The organism is Pseudoxanthomonas sp. Root65, from assembly GCF_001427635.1.
GTDB lineage: Bacteria > Pseudomonadota > Gammaproteobacteria > Xanthomonadales > Xanthomonadaceae > Pseudoxanthomonas_A.
Window position 1 is genome coordinate 358250 of the sequence record NZ_LMHA01000001.1, and the last position, 15377, is coordinate 373626.

Annotated in this window: 18 protein-coding genes; 15 read left to right on the top strand and 3 right to left on the bottom strand. The window is 68.4% G+C overall.

The window, feature by feature from the left end; translation table 11 throughout:
- Positions 1 to 42 precede the first annotated feature (42 nt).
- The 3 genes from ASD77_RS01600 to ASD77_RS01610 all read right to left on the bottom strand — a co-directional run bounded on the left by ASD77_RS01600 (position 43) and on the right by ASD77_RS01610 (position 2003).
- Positions 43 to 381 (bottom strand): hypothetical protein, encoded by a 339-nt coding sequence (locus ASD77_RS01600; RefSeq protein ID WP_055936369.1) that lies wholly within the window; start codon positions 379 to 381, stop codon positions 43 to 45.
- A complete protein-coding gene (gene murA / locus ASD77_RS01605) occupies positions 378 to 1649 on the bottom strand; it encodes a UDP-N-acetylglucosamine 1-carboxyvinyltransferase (protein ID WP_055936372.1) in 1272 nt (423 codons plus the stop codon). The genes ASD77_RS01600 and murA overlap by 4 nt, the downstream gene beginning before the upstream one ends.
- A 114-nt stretch (positions 1650 to 1763) precedes the next feature.
- Positions 1764 to 2003: a BolA family protein gene (locus ASD77_RS01610; protein WP_055936375.1), complete on the bottom strand. Its 240-nt coding sequence runs from the start codon at positions 2001 to 2003 to the stop codon at positions 1764 to 1766.
- Positions 2004 to 2056: 53 nt separating this feature from the next.
- On the opposite strand from ASD77_RS01610, the gene ASD77_RS01615 reads away from it, so the two are divergent.
- The 15 genes from ASD77_RS01615 to ASD77_RS01685 all read left to right on the top strand — a co-directional run bounded on the left by ASD77_RS01615 (position 2057) and on the right by ASD77_RS01685 (position 15356).
- Positions 2057 to 3061 carry a KpsF/GutQ family sugar-phosphate isomerase gene (locus ASD77_RS01615; protein WP_055936378.1) on the top strand — a complete coding sequence of 335 codons (1005 nt, stop codon included), beginning with the start codon at positions 2057 to 2059 and terminating at the stop codon, positions 3059 to 3061.
- 50 nt (positions 3062 to 3111) lie between these two features.
- On the top strand, positions 3112 to 3657 hold the full coding sequence (locus ASD77_RS01620; protein WP_055936381.1) for an HAD hydrolase family protein: 546 nt from the start codon (positions 3112 to 3114) through the stop codon (positions 3655 to 3657).
- Positions 3654 to 4217 carry an LPS export ABC transporter periplasmic protein LptC gene (lptC, locus tag ASD77_RS01625; RefSeq protein WP_055936384.1) on the top strand — a complete coding sequence of 188 codons (564 nt, stop codon included), beginning with the start codon at positions 3654 to 3656 and terminating at the stop codon, positions 4215 to 4217. The genes ASD77_RS01620 and lptC overlap by 4 nt, the downstream gene beginning before the upstream one ends.
- Positions 4195 to 4704 carry a lipopolysaccharide transport periplasmic protein LptA gene (gene lptA / locus ASD77_RS01630; protein WP_055936387.1) on the top strand — a complete coding sequence of 170 codons (510 nt, stop codon included), beginning with the start codon at positions 4195 to 4197 and terminating at the stop codon, positions 4702 to 4704. The genes lptC and lptA overlap by 23 nt, the downstream gene beginning before the upstream one ends.
- Complete coding sequence (gene lptB / locus ASD77_RS01635; RefSeq protein ID WP_055936391.1) at positions 4704 to 5423, top strand: LPS export ABC transporter ATP-binding protein; 720 nt, start codon at positions 4704 to 4706, stop codon at positions 5421 to 5423. Before lptA ends, lptB begins: the two co-directional genes overlap by 1 nt.
- Before the next feature lie 46 nt (positions 5424 to 5469).
- Positions 5470 to 6906 (top strand): RNA polymerase factor sigma-54, encoded by a 1437-nt coding sequence (locus ASD77_RS01640; protein ID WP_055936394.1) that lies wholly within the window; start codon positions 5470 to 5472, stop codon positions 6904 to 6906.
- Between the two features lie 259 nt (positions 6907 to 7165).
- Positions 7166 to 7486, top strand: coding sequence for a ribosome-associated translation inhibitor RaiA (gene raiA, locus ASD77_RS01645; RefSeq protein ID WP_055936397.1), 321 nt, complete (start codon positions 7166 to 7168; stop codon positions 7484 to 7486).
- A gap of 218 nt (positions 7487 to 7704) precedes the next feature.
- Positions 7705 to 8655 (top strand): HPr(Ser) kinase/phosphatase, encoded by a 951-nt coding sequence (hprK, locus tag ASD77_RS01650; RefSeq protein ID WP_055940856.1) that lies wholly within the window; start codon positions 7705 to 7707, stop codon positions 8653 to 8655.
- A complete protein-coding gene (gene rapZ / locus ASD77_RS01655; RefSeq protein WP_055936401.1) occupies positions 8652 to 9572 on the top strand; it encodes an RNase adapter RapZ in 921 nt (306 codons plus the stop codon). Before hprK ends, rapZ begins: the two co-directional genes overlap by 4 nt.
- A 166-nt stretch (positions 9573 to 9738) precedes the next feature.
- Complete coding sequence (locus ASD77_RS01660; RefSeq protein ID WP_055936404.1) at positions 9739 to 10131, top strand: PTS fructose IIA subunit family protein; 393 nt, start codon at positions 9739 to 9741, stop codon at positions 10129 to 10131.
- Positions 10124 to 10393, top strand: coding sequence for an HPr family phosphocarrier protein (locus ASD77_RS01665; RefSeq protein ID WP_055936407.1), 270 nt, complete (start codon positions 10124 to 10126; stop codon positions 10391 to 10393). Before ASD77_RS01660 ends, ASD77_RS01665 begins: the two co-directional genes overlap by 8 nt.
- Position 10394: 1 nt before the next feature.
- Positions 10395 to 12116: a phosphoenolpyruvate--protein phosphotransferase gene (ptsP, locus tag ASD77_RS01670; protein ID WP_055936410.1), complete on the top strand. Its 1722-nt coding sequence runs from the start codon at positions 10395 to 10397 to the stop codon at positions 12114 to 12116.
- Between the two features lie 233 nt (positions 12117 to 12349).
- Positions 12350 to 13711, top strand: coding sequence for a magnesium transporter (gene mgtE, locus ASD77_RS01675; RefSeq protein WP_055936413.1), 1362 nt, complete (start codon positions 12350 to 12352; stop codon positions 13709 to 13711).
- Between the two features lie 20 nt (positions 13712 to 13731).
- Entirely contained in the window at positions 13732 to 14337 is a 606-nt protein-coding gene (locus ASD77_RS01680) for a DUF1294 domain-containing protein (RefSeq protein ID WP_162247573.1), read from the top strand.
- Positions 14338 to 14504: 167 nt separating this feature from the next.
- Complete coding sequence (locus tag ASD77_RS01685; RefSeq protein WP_055936418.1) at positions 14505 to 15356, top strand: DNA ligase; 852 nt, start codon at positions 14505 to 14507, stop codon at positions 15354 to 15356.
- Positions 15357 to 15377: the final 21 nt, after the last annotated feature.

A 15377-nucleotide genomic window follows, 5' to 3' on the forward strand; every position in this document is an offset into this window, starting at 1 on the left:
GGATCACCGCACGAAAAAGCCCGGCAACGCCGGGCTTTTTCTTTACTCCGCGGCGGGCGCGTCGGCCTGGAACACCGTCTTGCAGTCCATCCGCAGGGTGCCGCTGCCATTGCGCCAGGCGAACGTGTTGCACTGACGGTTGCCGTCCTGCTTCTGTTCGACCACCACGGTGAAGACGGCCTGCGCGATCTCGCCCTGCGTCACCGTGCCGTCGCCGTTCCAGTCCATGTCCTGCGTGGTGATGCCGTGCGTTGCCGCCGAGCCGGTGTAATGCAGCCACGCAACCAGCGCCAGCAGCCCGACGACGATGCCCAGCAGGATCTTGCGGCGCAGCGGGAAACGCGAACGGATCCCGGAAAGCGTGGGATCGTGCCGGCTCACGAGACGCGCCTGATCTTCGCGCCCAGGCCGCCCAGCTTCTCTTCGATGTTCTCGTAGCCACGGTCGAGGTGGTAGATGCGGTCGATGGTGGTTTCGCCCTCGGCCACCAGGCCGGCGAGGATCAGCGAGGCCGAGGCACGCAGGTCGGTCGCCATCACCGGCGCCCCACCGAGCTTCTCTACGCCCCGCACGATGGCCGTGTGGCCCTCGACGCGGATGTCCGCACCCAACCGAAGCAGTTCGTTGACGTGCATGAAACGGTTCTCGAAGATCGTCTCGTTGATCACGCCCACACCATCGGCCACGCAGTTCAAGGCCATGAACTGCGCCTGCATGTCGGTGGGGAATGCCGGGTACGGCGCGGTGGTCAGGCTGACGGCCTTCGGCCGCTTGCCCTGCATGTCCAGGGTGATGCTGTCGGTCGTGGTCTCGATCTTCGCACCGGCTTCGGTGAGCTTGTCGAGCACCGCTTCCAGCGTGTCGGGACGGGCATTGCGCGCCGTGACCTTGCCGCCGGTCATCGCCGCCGCCACGAGGAACGTACCGGTCTCGATGCGGTCCGGCACCACCGAGTGGCGCCCGCCGCCGAGGCGCTCGACGCCGTGGATGACGATGCGCGAGGTGCCGGCGCCTTCGATCCTGGCACCCAGCGCATTGAGGCATTCGGCCAGGTCGGTGACCTCCGGCTCCATCGCCGCGTTCTCCAGCACCGTGGTGCCTTCGGCCAGCGTGGCGGCGGCCATGACGTTCTCGGTACCGGTCACGGTGACCATGTCGAACACGAACCGCGCGCCCTTCAAGCGTGCCGCCCGCGCCTTGATGTAGCCGTTCTCGACCGTGATCTCGGCACCCAGCGCCTGCAGGCCCTTGATGTGCTGGTCGACCGGACGCGAACCGATCGCGCAGCCGCCCGGCAGCGACACCACCGCTGCACCGTGGCGCGCGACCAGCGGGCCGAGCACCAGGATCGACGCACGCATGGTCTTGACCAGCTCGTACGGCGCGACGAAGCGGCTGACCGTGGTGGGATCGACGGTGATGCCACGTCCCTTCGCCAGCGTGCCTTCGTCGATGGTGATGCCGGCGCCCAGCTCGCCCAGCAGCTTCACCGTGGTGACCACGTCGTGCAGGTGAGGCACGTTGGTGATCTCCACCGGCGCATCGGCCAGCAGCGTCGCGCACAGGATGGGGAGCACGGCGTTCTTGGCGCCGGAAATGGTGACTTCGCCGTTGAGCGTGTTGCCACCGGTGACGATGATTTTCTGCATGAGGGACCGGGAATGGGGAGTCGGGAATAGGGATTCGTAGGAGCGGGTTTGCGGGTGGGACGAGGAAGGGGCCGGGAAAGCGCCGTTGTTTGCCGAATCCCGATTCCCGACTCCCTATTCCCGCCCCCCGGCTTCATCGGGGGTAACCGTCTTCAACTGCAGCGCATGGATCGCGCCGCCCATCAGGTCGCCCAGGGTGGCGTAGACCATGCGGTGCCGGGCCAGCGGCAGCTTGCCGCGGAACGCCTCGGCCACCACGGTCGCCTCGAAGTGGACGCCATCGTCGCCCTGCACGTCGGCACGGGCGCCCGGCAGGCCGGATTCGATCAGTTTACGGATGGTTTCGGCGTCCAACGGGCTTTCCTAATAAAATACCCGGCCATTCTACCCGCCGGCGCCCCGTCCGCATGTCCCAGCCGCACCCCCTGACCCCGTCCGTCTCGCCTGCCAGCCTGGCGGCCAGCGGCCGTCGGGTCATCGAGATCGAGGCGCGCGCATTGGACGCACTGGCCGCCCGCATCGACGGCGCCTTCGCTGCCGCCTGCCAGGCCATCCTGGCCGGCAGCGGCCGGGTGGTGTGCACCGGCATGGGCAAGTCGGGGCATATCGCCCGCAAGATCGCCGCCACGCTGGCCTCCACCGGCACGCCGGCGTTCTACGTGCATCCGGGCGAAGCCGGGCATGGCGACCTGGGCATGATCACCGATGCCGACGTGGTGCTGGCGCTGTCGTACTCGGGCGAATCGGACGAGGTACTGATGCTGTTGCCGGTGCTCAAGCGCCAGGGCAACCTGGTCATCGGCATGACCGGCCGGCCGCAGTCCACGCTCGCACGCGAAAGCGACCTGCACTTGGATGTCAGCGTGCCGGCCGAGGCCTGTCCGCTGGATCTGGCGCCGACCAGCAGCACCACCGCCTCGCTGGCGATGGGTGACGCCTTGGCGGTGGCGCTGCTGGATGCGCGCGGCTTCACCGCCGACGACTTCGCCCGTTCCCATCCCGCCGGCAGCCTCGGTCGGCGCCTGCTGCTGCACATCACCGATGTGATGCATGCGGGCGATGACGTGCCGCGTGTGGATGTGGGGGCGACGCTGAGCGAAGCACTGGTGGAAATGAGCCGCAAGCGCCTCGGCATGACCGCCGTGGTCGATGGCGACGGCCGCCTGGCCGGGCTGTTCACCGACGGCGACCTGCGCCGCACGCTCGACAATCCCGCCCTGGACGTGCGCAGCGCGCGCATCGCCGACGTGATGACGCGTGCGCCCAGGACCATCGGCGCCGACCAGTTGGCCGTCGAGGCCGCGCGCCTGATGGAAACCCACAAGATCAGCGGCTTGATCGTGGTGGACGATGAACTGCGGCCGGTCGGCGCGCTCAACATTCACGACCTGTTGCGTGCCCGCGTGGTGTAACCCGCAGGGTTGCCACCGTTCCCCACCTTCCCAACGAGCCTCCGCCGACCATGCCGCTCCGCCATCTCCACGACCTGACCGACGACGTGCTGGCCCGTGCCTCACGCATCCGGCTGGCGTGCTTCGACGTGGACGGCACGCTGACCGATGGCCGCCTGTTCCTGGACAGCGAGGGCCGGGAGCAGAAGGCATTCCATGTGCAGGACGGCCAGGGGCTGGTGCTGCTGAAGCGCGCCGGCATCGAGGTCGCCTTCATCACCGCCCGCGGCGGCACGGTCGCCGTGGCCCGTGGCCGCGAACTGGGCGTGCAGGTGTTCACCGGCATCAAGGACAAGCTGGCCACCGTGCGCGAACTCGGTGCCGGGCTCGGCATCGGGCTGGAGCAGGTCGCCTTCATGGGCGACGACCTGCCGGACGTGCCGCCGTTCCGCGCCGTGGGCCTGGCCATCGCGCCGGCCGATGCGCACCCATGGACGGCGCAGCACGCGCACTGGCGCACCCACCGCGCCGGTGGCCAGGGCGCGGCTCGCGAAGCCTGCGACCTGCTGCTCGGCTCGCAAGGCCATGCCCCCGCATTCGACGGAGGCACGGCATGAGCTGGCGTACCACGCTGGGCCTGGTGCTGTTGCTGGCTGCGATCGTCAGCGGTTGGTCGGCCTGGAAGAACCGCGACGTTCCCCCGCCCAACCGCGTCGTCGCCGATCGGTCCGACTACGTAATGCGCGACTTCGAGATGATCGCGTTGAATGGCGAGGGCCAAGAGGCTGTCGCCGTGCGCGCACCGGAGATGGCGCGCAATCCGCAGGATCAGACCTATACCATCACCACGCCGCTGTTCCTGCTGCCCGAAGAGGATGGCCGCTCGTGGGAGCTGCGCTCGAAGACCGGCTGGCTCAGTGCCAAGGGCGAGGAACTGCGCCTCAAGGGCGACGTGCATGGCACCTCGCCGGCGGGCGGCACCCGCAAGGCCGAGTTCCGCACCGAAACGCTCAACGTGTTCCCCGATCGCGATCTGGCCCAGACCGACGATGTGGTGACGGTCACGCAACCCCGCTCTAGACTGAGCGGGCGCGGTTTTGAGACCAATCTCAAGACCAAGGAATACACATTCAAATCCCAGGTGAGATCCATCTATGAACCGCGTTCTGCTCGCTAGCGCCGCGCTGCTGCTCCTGCTGCCCGCCGCCGGCGCCGTGGCCAAGTCCACCGACCGCAACCAGGCCATGACCATCGATTCGGGCAGCCAGTCCGGCAACATGGAAGGCAACGGCAAGACCGTGCTCGGCGGCGGCGTGGTGGTGACCCAGGGCACGCTGGAGATCCAGTCGGCAGCGGCCGAAATCTACATGGCCAACGGCGAGATCTCGCGCTCGGTCTTCACCGGCAAGCAGGTGAAGATGAAGCAGCAGATGGACGACGGCACGTGGATGGACGCGCAGGCCGACCGCGTCGAATACGACATGAAGACCGAGACCATCACCTTCATCGGCAACTACACGGTGAAGTCCGAACGCGGCTCCAACAGCGGCCAGCGCATGGTCTACAACACCACCAGCGGCAACATGCAGAGCGGCGGCGACGGCACCCGCGTGCGTACCGTCATCCAGCCCAAGTCCGCGGCGCCGGCACAAGGCAAGAACTGATGCTCACCGCCAAGGGACTGCGCAAGCGCTACAAGCAGCGCGAGGTCGTCGCCGACTTCGGCCTGACCCTGCAGCCGGGCGAAGTGGTCGGCCTGCTGGGCCCGAACGGCGCCGGTAAGACCACCTGCTTCTACATGATCGTCGGCCTGGTGGCCGCCGACGCCGGCAGCATCGAACTGGACGGCCAGGACATCACCGCCCAGCCCATGTACCAGCGCGCCAAGCTCGGCGTGGGCTACCTGCCGCAGGAACCGTCGGTGTTCCGCAAGCTCAGCGTGGCCGACAACATCCGCCTGGTGCTGGAACTGCGCGAAGACCTGGACGGCGCCGGCATCGAGCGCGAACTGGCCTCGCTGCTGGACGAACTGCAGGTCACCCACGTGGCCGACCAGCTGGGCGCCAGCCTGTCGGGTGGCGAACGCCGGCGCGTGGAAATCGCCCGCGCTCTGGCCGCCCGTCCGCGCCTGATGCTGCTGGACGAACCCTTCGCCGGCGTCGATCCGATCTCGGTCGGCGAAATCCAGCGGATCGTGAAGCACCTCAAGGATCGCGGCATCGGCGTGCTGATCACCGACCACAACGTGCGCGAAACCTTGGGAATCTGCGACCGGGCGTATATCCTCAATGCCGGTAGCGTTCTGGCGCAGGGGGCCCCGGACGCGTTGCTGGCCAATCCGGACGTACGCCGGGTCTATCTGGGCGAAACCTTCCGCCTGTGATCCCGTCGGCGGCCCTTGGCCGCCTTTCGGGTTTCCAAGGTCGGGAATGAAGCCACGCCTGCAGACATCGCTGGGACAGCATCTGGTCATGACGCCGCAGTTGCGTCAGGCCATCCGGCTGCTGCAGATGTCCACCGCCGAACTCGAGATCGAACTGACCGAAGCGGTGGAAACCAATCCACTGCTGGACTGGAGCGAACCGGAGGAAGAACCGGCCCAGGTCCGCGGCAACGACGACGACCAGCCCCCCGCCGAACCGGCGCAGGAAGTCGCGCGCGAGGCCACCGACGACCGCGACGACTGGTCGCCCGACGAAGGACCCTGGACCTCGTCCGGCAGCGGCGGCTCCTTCGAAGACGATGACGGCGGCAGCCCGGCCGAGCGCGTGGCGGAAGCCGACACCCTGCATGGCCACCTGCTGTGGCAGCTGCATCTCTCGCATCTTTCCGAACGCGACCGTCGCATCGGCGCTACGTTGATCGACGCGCTGGAAGACGACGGCTACCTGCGCGAGCCGCTGGCCGGCATCGTGCAGGCGCTGCGTCCGGACGTCGACGCTCACGAAGACGAGGTGCTGGTCGTGCTGCACCAGTTGCAGCGCTTCGACCCCGTCGGCGTTGCCGCGCGCACGCTCGGCGAATGCCTGCACCTGCAACTGGCGGTGCTGAGCGACGACACGCCCGGCAAGGCGCTGGCGCTGCAGATCGCCGATACCGCGCTGGAACGCCTGCCGCGCAGTGGCGTGGCCGGCATCGCACAGGAACTGAAACGCCCGGTCGCCGACGTCGAGGAGGCCGTGCAACTGCTGCGCACCCTCGATCCCAAGCCCGGCGCCCAGGTGGGCGATCTCTCGCACGACACTTACGTGGTGCCGGACTGCGTGGTCTGGCGCCAGCGCGGCATCTGGCGCGCGGCGCTGTCCGGCAACACCCTGCCGCGCATCAGCATCCATCGCGGTTACGAACAGATGATCCGGCAGTGCGGCGACAGCGATGCCGGCTACCTCAAGGCGCAACTGCAGGAAGCGCGCTGGCTGCTCAAGAGCGTCGAAGCCCGCGGCGATACCCTGCTGAAGGTGATGCGCTGCCTGCTGCACCAGCAGGCCGGCTTCCTCGAATTCGGTGAGCAGGCGCTGCGCCCGTTGACCTTGCGCGATGTCGCCGAAGAAGTGGGCCTGCACGAATCCACCGTGTCGCGCGCCATCGCCCGCAAGTACGTGCGCACGCCGCGCGGCACCCTGCCGATGCGCGCGTTCTTCGCCTCCGGCATCGACACCGACGGCGGCGGCGAAGCCTCCAGCACGGCGATCCAGGCGATGATACGGCGGCTGGTCGATGCCGAGAATCCGCGCAAGCCGCTGTCCGACGCCAAGCTGGCCGACCTGCTGAAGGCCTCGGGCATTCCGGTCGCGCGCCGCACCGTGGCCAAGTACCGCGAGGCCCTCAACATCCTGTCCTCGCACGAACGCGTGCGCATCGCCTGAACCGCGCCCGTTGCGCCCCGGAATCGTGATCGCGTTCCGCCCGCACGAAACGTTTTCCTAACACCTCCCCGGGTCACGAAAAAAAGACCGCCGCGACAGTTGATAGTTGCCGCGGAGGGGTCCATCTTTGTCTTGCAGGCATCCCCTGCCATCGCCACTCGCACAGGAGATCGACGGAACCCAGACGCTACCGCGTGGTCATTCCATGACACGCCCACCGCGCCCCGCGCGCGGCTCTACCGACCCGAAGGAGGCACTAATGCGTATCGAGACTTACGGCCATGAAATCGAAGTCACTCCCGCCTTGCGCGAATACGTCGAAACCAAACTGAGGCGGTTGGAACGCCACTTCGAGCAACCCTGCGAAGTCCGGACGCAACTGGGAACCCGTAAACCCGATTACCTGGCCGAAGCCACGGTCAATGTCGCCGGCCGCAGGCTGCACGCCGATGCCGGTGCGCAGGACATGTACGCCGCCATCGACATCCTGGCCGACAAGCTCGACCGCCTGCTGGTCAAGCACAAGGAAAAGCGCACCGACGTCCAGCGCCACAGCATGCGCGGCGAACTGATCGGCTGACGCACTACCCTGCACGGAGTCGCTCCGCGACGCGGAGCGACCCGTTGCAACTCACCAACGCCTGCCGCCCCGGGATGACCGCAGCCTGCGGTCGCGCGCTCCCGACATGCCGATTACACTGGACTCGTCGCGCCCCTGGCGGACGATGCCGATGCCGGCTCGTGGCCATCGCGCACCGCCCGACGCGGCATTCCCTTCCCGCCGGCTGTCTCCGCATGATGAATACCAGCATCACCGCCCGTGAACTGTTCGATCAGCAGAAGGACAAGCTGGCCCTGCGCTGGCTGGCGGGACAGAAGGGCGAGAAGCGCGTGCTGGAATCGGGCGACACCGTGTCGCGGCGGCCATCGCTGGCCGGTTACCTCAACGCCGTCTATCCCAACAAGGTGCAGATCCTCGGTACCGAGGAACTGACCTGGCTGGATTCGCTCGACTCGCGCCAGCGCTGGGAAACCATCGAGAAGATCGTGCAGGCCAAGCCGCTGGCGCTGGTGATCAGCAAGAGCCAGTCCTGCCCCGAGGACCTGCGCGAAGCGGCGAACGAGAACGACACGCCTTTGTGGGCCTCGCCCAAGCGCGGCCACGAACTGCTCAACCACCTCTCCTATCACCTGGCGCGCACACTGGCGCCGCGGGTGACGCTGCATGGCGTGTTCATGGAGATCTACTCGATCGGCGTGCTGATCACCGGTGAAGCCGGTTCCGGCAAGAGCGAGCTGGCGCTGGAACTGCTGAGCCGCGGCCATCGCCTGGTCGCCGACGACGCACCCGAGTTCACCCAGATCGCGCCCGATGTCCTGGACGGTACCTGCCCGGAACTGCTGCAGGACCTGCTGGAAGTGCGTGGCCTGGGCGTGCTCAACGTGCGCGAGATGTTCGGTGACACGGCGGTGAAGAAGAACAAGTACCTGCGCCTGATCGTGCACCTCACCCGGCCGATGACCGAACCCAATCCGCACGGTTACGAACGCCTCACCGGCGATTCCGGCACCCGCCACGTCCTGGACCTGGACGTCCCGCTGATCACCCTGCCCGTCATGCCCGGCCGCAACCTGGCTGTGCTGACCGAGGCCGCCACGCGGCTGCACATCCTGCGCACCAAGGGCATCGATCCGGCGGCGATGTTCATCGCCCGACACAGCAACCTGCTCGAGCGCAGCACGCCATGACCCAGGGCGACCCGACCCCCGCGGACCCGCGCGACGAGTCCATCGCCGCTCCGCCGCCTCCCACGGTGGTCATCGTCAGCGGCCTGTCCGGCTCCGGCAAGTCGGTGGCGCTGAAGACCTTCGAGGACCTGGATTACTACTGCGTCGACAACCTGCCGGTGGACCTGCTGCCCTCGTTCGTGCGCAGCCTGGTGCGCGAGGACGAGCTGCCGCCGAAAATCGCGGTCGGCATCGATGTGCGCAGCCGTCGCAGCGATCTGTCCAAGCTGGCGCAATGGCGCGCCGCCCTGGCGCAGCTGGGCCTGGAAGGCCGGCTGGTATTCTTCGATGCCGAAGACGACGTGCTGCTGCGGCGCTACTCCGACACCCGCCGCCGTCACCCGCTGGGGCATGGCGGCCTGTCGCTGCAGGAAGCGATCCGCCAGGAGCGCACGATCATCCAGCCGCTGCGCGACGAAGCCGATGTCGTCATCGACACCAGCCAGCTCAACGTGCACCAGCTGCGCCGCCGGATCATCGCCGAGTTCGCGCTCAACAAGGGCACCCAGCTGTCGCTGCTGTTCGAGTCCTTCGCCTACAAGCGCGGCGTACCGGCGGACGCGGACTTCGTGTTCGACGCCCGCGTGCTGCCCAACCCGCACTGGAACCCCGAGCTGCGTCCCTACGCCGGCCGCGACCCCAAGGTGCGGGCCTTCCTCGACACGCAACCGGAAGTGGCCGAATACGTCGGCCAGGTCAGCGGCTTCCTCGATACCTGGCTGCCGCGCCTGCGCGGCGAAACCCGCAGCTACGTGACCATCGCGTTCGGCTGCACCGGCGGCAAGCACCGCTCGGTCTACTTGGCCGAGACCCTCGCGCGGCACGCCCGCGAGCAGGGCTGGGAAGAAGTCGCCACCTTCCACCGCGAACTGGATTGACCCCCGGTTTATAGGGCCGGGCCTGCCCGGCTCACACTTTCCGACACCTCGGGCCGCAGCCGCCGCAGAGCACGCTCCGCTCTGGTAATGCGCAGCCACCCGGAAACCCTGACCGTTCCATCCGCGCCGCTTCCTGCCCGTCATGCCCGTCTGTTAACGTTCCTGCATGGCCTGTGGCATTCTTCTTGTGACTCATCCTGGCGTGGGCGCGGCGATCCTGGCGGTCGCCACGGCGCTGCTGCGACAACTGCCCCTGAAGGCGGAAGCCTTCGAGGTGCCGTTCGACGCCGACCTCGATGCCCTGCTCCCGCAGGCATCCGCGGCGTTGCGGCGCGTCGATGGCGGCGACGGGGTGCTGGTGCTGACGGATCTGTATGGCGCCAGCCCCAGCAACCTGGCCGGCAAGCTGGCCCGCCTGGGCACGCCGGTACGCCGCGTCTCGGCGCTCAGCCTGCCCATGCTGCTGAGGGTGATGAATTATCCGGAACAGGGACTGGACGACCTGCCTGCCACGGCGGCGGCGGGCGCACGCAATGGAGTCATCCACGACGATGCTTGAACGCGAACTCATCATTTCCAACCGCCTCGGACTGCATGCGCGGGCCACCGCCAAGCTGGTGCAGACGCTGTCCGGCTTCCGCTGTAACGCCACGCTGGCGGCCAAGGGCCGCGAGGTGAACGCCAAGAGCATCATGGGCGTCATGCTGCTGGCCGCCGGCCAGGGCACCCCGGTGACCGTCCGCATCGAGGGCGAGGACGAAGCGGCTGCCATGCAGGACGTCGTGTCGCTGTTCGAGCGACGATTCGACGAGGAGTCCTGAGTTGAGGGCGCTGCTGCCGGGCCATGGGGCTTCGCGCGGCAGCGCGCTCGGACGCGCCCGGGTCCGGCTGCCGCATGTGCTGGATGTCGCCGAGCAGCTCATCCGCGCCGACCAGATCGACGACGAGGTCGCCCGCCTGCACGAGGCGGTCGACGCCACCCGCCGCGAGATGCACAGCCTGCGCACGCGCCTGCACGGCGCACTGGCGAAGGAAGTCGGCGAGTTCCTCGACCTGCACGCGCTGTTGCTGGACGACCCCGAGCTGCTGCATGGCCTGGACGAACTGATCCGTACCGGCCGCTATTCGGCCGACTACGCGCTGCGCCTGCAGCGCGACCGCCTGGCGGCCGTCTTCGACGGCATGGACGACGCCTACCTCAAGAGCCGCATGGACGACCTGGACCATGTGATCGGCCGCATCCACGCGCACCTGCAGCAGCGCGCACCCGATGCGCCGGGTGTGGCCGGCGAGATCCTGGTGAGCGACAACGTGGCGCCGTCGGAACTGGCGGAACTGCAGCAGCAGGGCGTGGTGGGTGTGGTCACCGCGGCCGGCAGCACGCTGTCGCACAGCGCGATCCTCGCGCGCAGCCTGCACCTGCCGCTGGTGGTGGGCAATGCGCAGGCCCTGCACAAGATCAACGACGGCGACGTGCTGCTGGTCGACGGCGCCACCGGCGAAGTGGTGGTCAATCCCGATCCGGACGACCTGCGCCGCTACCGCGAACGCCTGCGCGACGCCGCGCGCGAGGCGCGCGAACTGGGGCGCCTGCGATCCAAGCCCAGCCGCACCCGCGACGGCGTCGACATCGCCCTGTGGGCGAACGCGGAATCGCTCGAAGACGTGGCGAAGGCGCACACGCTCGGTGCCACCGGCGTGGGCCTGTACCGCACCGAATTCCTGTTCCTGCAGCGGCGCGAGCTGCCCAGCGAGGAGGAGCAGTTCCAGGTCTACCGCGACCTGGTGCTCGGCATGGGCGGCCGGCCGGTGACCATCCGTACCCTCGACCTGGGCGCCGACAAGGCCGACCGTGCCGGCCTTGTGGTTCATAACGAAGAGAACCCAGCGCTGGGCCTGCGCGGCGTACGCCTGTCGCTGGCGCATGCCGGCGTGTTCGACACGCAGCTGCGCGCCATCCTGCGCGCGTCCAGCTACGGCCCGATCCGCGTGCTGGTGCCGATGGTCAGCAGCCGCGAGGAAATGCTGGAGGTCCGTCGCCGCCTGCAGCGCGCGGCCCTCCAGCTGCGCAAGCAGGGCCATGAGGTCGCGGTCCAGCTGGCGTTGGGTGCGATGATCGAAGTGCCCGCCGCGGCCATCGCGCTGCACGCCTTCGCCGACGTGGTCGACTTCGTTTCGATCGGCACCAACGACCTGGTGCAGTACCTGCTGGCCGCGGACCGCAACAACGACGCCCTGGGCGAACTGTATTCGCCGCTGCACCCGGGCGTGTTGCGCCTGCTGCGGCACGTGATCCGCACCGGCGCCGAACACGATGTCCCGGTGGCGATGTGCGGCGAGATCGCCGGCGATGCCATGCTCGCGCCGATGCTGCTGGCGCTGGGCCTGCGCGAGTTCAGCCTGCATCCGGCCACGCTGCTGGAAGTGCGCCGCGCAATCCGCGATGTCGACCTCGCCGATCTGCAGGCACGCACCGAGAAGCTGCTGCAGGCACGCGACCGTGCCGGCATCGAGCGCTGGTTGAAGGCGGCGGCCTCCGCCTGAGGTCACCGAAGCTTCTTGTGGGAGCGACGCAAGTCGCGATAGGGCATCGGGAAAGCTTCATCGCGACTGACGTCGCTCCCACAACCGCTACCCCGCCACCCACATCCCACACCACACCCGACACCCCTGCCCCAGGGTGTCCATAAATCGCAGCCCGGGCGATAATGGCGCAATGAACGCCTGATGCCCCGGTCGCATCCGCCTGACGGATCGGCCCCATTCCGGAGTACCGAATGGTCGAGACCATCCGCCACGACAAGACCGCACGCCAGTTGCGCCTGCTCTCCGACGCGCTCGACAGCGGTCGGCTGGGGCCCGTGCGCCGGTTGGTCAACACCTTGTCGCCGGCGGAGATCGGCAACCTGCTGGAATCGCTGCCGCCGGGCAAGCGCGAAGTGGTGTGGGGCCTGGTCGATCCCGAGGACGACGGCGAAGTGCTGGTGCACGTCGGCGACGAGGTGCGCGAGAGCCTGCTGGCGGACATGGACACCGACGAAATCGTCGCCGCGGTCGAGGACCTCGACATCGACGATCTCGCGGACCTGGTCGAAGACCTGCCCGACACCGTCATCGACGAAGTCCTCAAGTCGATGGACCGCGAGAACCGCGAGCGCCTGGAGCAGGTGCTGTCGTATGCGGAGGACACCGCCGGCCGTCTGATGAACCCGGACGTGGTCACCGTGCGCGCCGACGTCAACGTCGACGTGGTGCTGCGCTACCTGCGCCTGCGTGGCGAACTGCCGGACCACACCGACCACCTGTACGTGGTCAGTCGTCGCCACCAGTACCTGGGCCGCGTGCCGCTGGCCGCGCTGGTCACGCATGAGGACACCACGCCGATCAACCGCCTGATCGACGATGAGCAGCCAGCCATCGACGTGGGCGAGAGCGCGCAGGAAGTGGCGCGCCAGTTCTCCGACCACGACTGGGTGTCCGCGCCCGTGGTGGACGACAACAACATCCTGCTCGGCCGCATCACCATCGACGACGTGGTCGACATCATCCGCGAGCAGGCCGAGCACCAGGCGCTGGGCGCCGCCGGTCTGGACGAAGACGAGGACCTGTTCTCGCCGGTCAAGCGCGCCGTGCGCGGTCGCGTGGTGTGGCTGGGCATCAACCTGTTCACGGCGTTCCTGGCGGCGACGGTCATCAAGCAGTTCGACGCCACGCTGGAGAAGATCGTCGCGCTGGCCGTGCTGATGCCGATCGTCGCCGGCATCGGCGGCAACGCCGCGGTGCAGGTGCTGACGCTGATGGTACGTGGCCTGGCGCTGGGCCAGGTCGGCGCCAGCAATGCGCGCATCCTGCTGTGGAAGGAAATCCGGGTGGCGCTGATCAACGGCCTGCTGATCGGCGGCATCGTCGGCGTCATCGCGTTCGCCTGGTTCCGCAGTCCGCTGCTGTCGCTGGTCATCGCGATGGCCCTGGTACTGAACTTCTGCGCCGCCGCCACCGCCGGTGTGCTGCTTCCGCTGCTGCTCAAACGCATGAACATCGATCCCGCCGTCGCCGGCACCGTCGTGGTCACCGCCGTGACCGACGTGATGGGCTTCTTCTGCTTCCTGGGCCTGGCCACGGTCATCCTGCTGCACTGATGGTTTCCACGATGGAACGCGTGGGCAAGGTCAGCGAATGGAACGACGACCGCGGCTTCGGCTTTATCGCACCGCTCGACGGCAAACCGGCCCGCGTGTTCTTCCACGTTCGGGACTACCGGCTCGACGGGCGTCGCCCCGAGGTGGGCGAAGTGATCAGGTTCACCGCGCAACGCCAGGCCGACGGCAAGTGGCGCACCCTGACGGTGCGCAGGACGGTACCGGCGGTGCGTCAGGCCAAACCGGCGGCGCCGTCGCGGGCGATGCCATGGCGACCCGGCTCCGCCCTGCCGGGCGCGCTCGCCATCGTGGCCTATGCCCTGCTGATCGCATGGGCGATCGGCGCGGGACGACTTCCGTTGGAAGCGGCCTTGGTGCCGCTGGCGCTGTCGGCGATCACCTTCGTCGCCTACGCGCTCGACAAGCATGCCGCGCAGACCGGCCGCTGGCGCACGCCCGAATCGACGCTGCATATGATGGAACTGGCCGGTGGCTGGCCCGGTGCGTGGATCGCCCAGCAGGTGCTGCGGCACAAGTCAAGCAAACGCGCTTACCGCGTGGTGTTCCGGGCCATGGTGGTACTGCACCTCATCGCCGCCGCTGCGTGGTTGTGGGGGCGGGCATGACGCCGATGCGAGGGACGTGGCCAGCGTTTGTGGCCCGACGAGGCTGAGCCTGCCGGACTGACGTTCGCCCGCACGCGCCGCTTTCCTACAGGCCGCTGCGGCATGTCCCGATTCCTCCGATCGTGTCCGCGCGCGACGCTGCCGCTTCCCGGATCCGGTTCATCGCCATGCGCCTGCTTCTCGCTGCCCTGCTGTGCCTGCTGACGTGGCCCGCCCTCGCGACGCCGCCCCCCGAGCCGATGCTGGCCACGTCCTACCGCGAGGGCGTCGCGGTGTCGTCCTTCCTGGTGAGCGAGAAGCTGGACGGTGTGCGGGCGCGTTGGGATGGCCGGGCGCTCTGGACACGCGGCGGCGCGCGCATCGCGGCACCCGCCACGTTCACCCGTGGCTGGCCGACCGACGCCATGGACGGCGAGGTCTGGATCGCGCGCGGCCGCTTCGATGAAGTCAGCGCTTTGGTCCGCCGCGTCAACCTCGATCCGCAGGCCTGGCGCAGCGTGCGCTTCATGGCCTTCGACCTGCCCGCGCATCCAGGCACCTTCGACCAGCGCGTCGCGCGCCTGCGCGCGGTGGTCGCGGCCGCCGGCAACGTGCATCTGGCGATGATCCCGCAGCAGCGCTTCGCCAGCACCGCCGAGCTGGATGCAGAACTGGCCCGCGTGGTGGCCGCCGGCGGTGAGGGCCTGATGCTGCACCGGCGCGACGCGCGCTACCGGCCCGGGCGCAGCGACCACCTGCTCAAGTACAAGATCCACCAGGACGCCGAAGCGCAGGTGGTCGCGCACCTGCCCGGCAAGGGCAAGTACGAGGGCATGATGGGCGCCGTGCAGGTGCGTACCCCGGAGGGACGCAGCTTCCGCCTGGGGAGCGGCTTCACCGACGCGCAGCGGGCCGCGCCACCGCCGTTGGGCGCGTGGGTGACGTACCGCTACAGCGGACTCACCTCGACCGGACTGCCCCGCTTCGCCCGCTTCGTGCGGGTACGCGAGGACATGCCACCGCCCGATCGCGCACGCTAAACGGTCGGGCCCGCCCGGCTT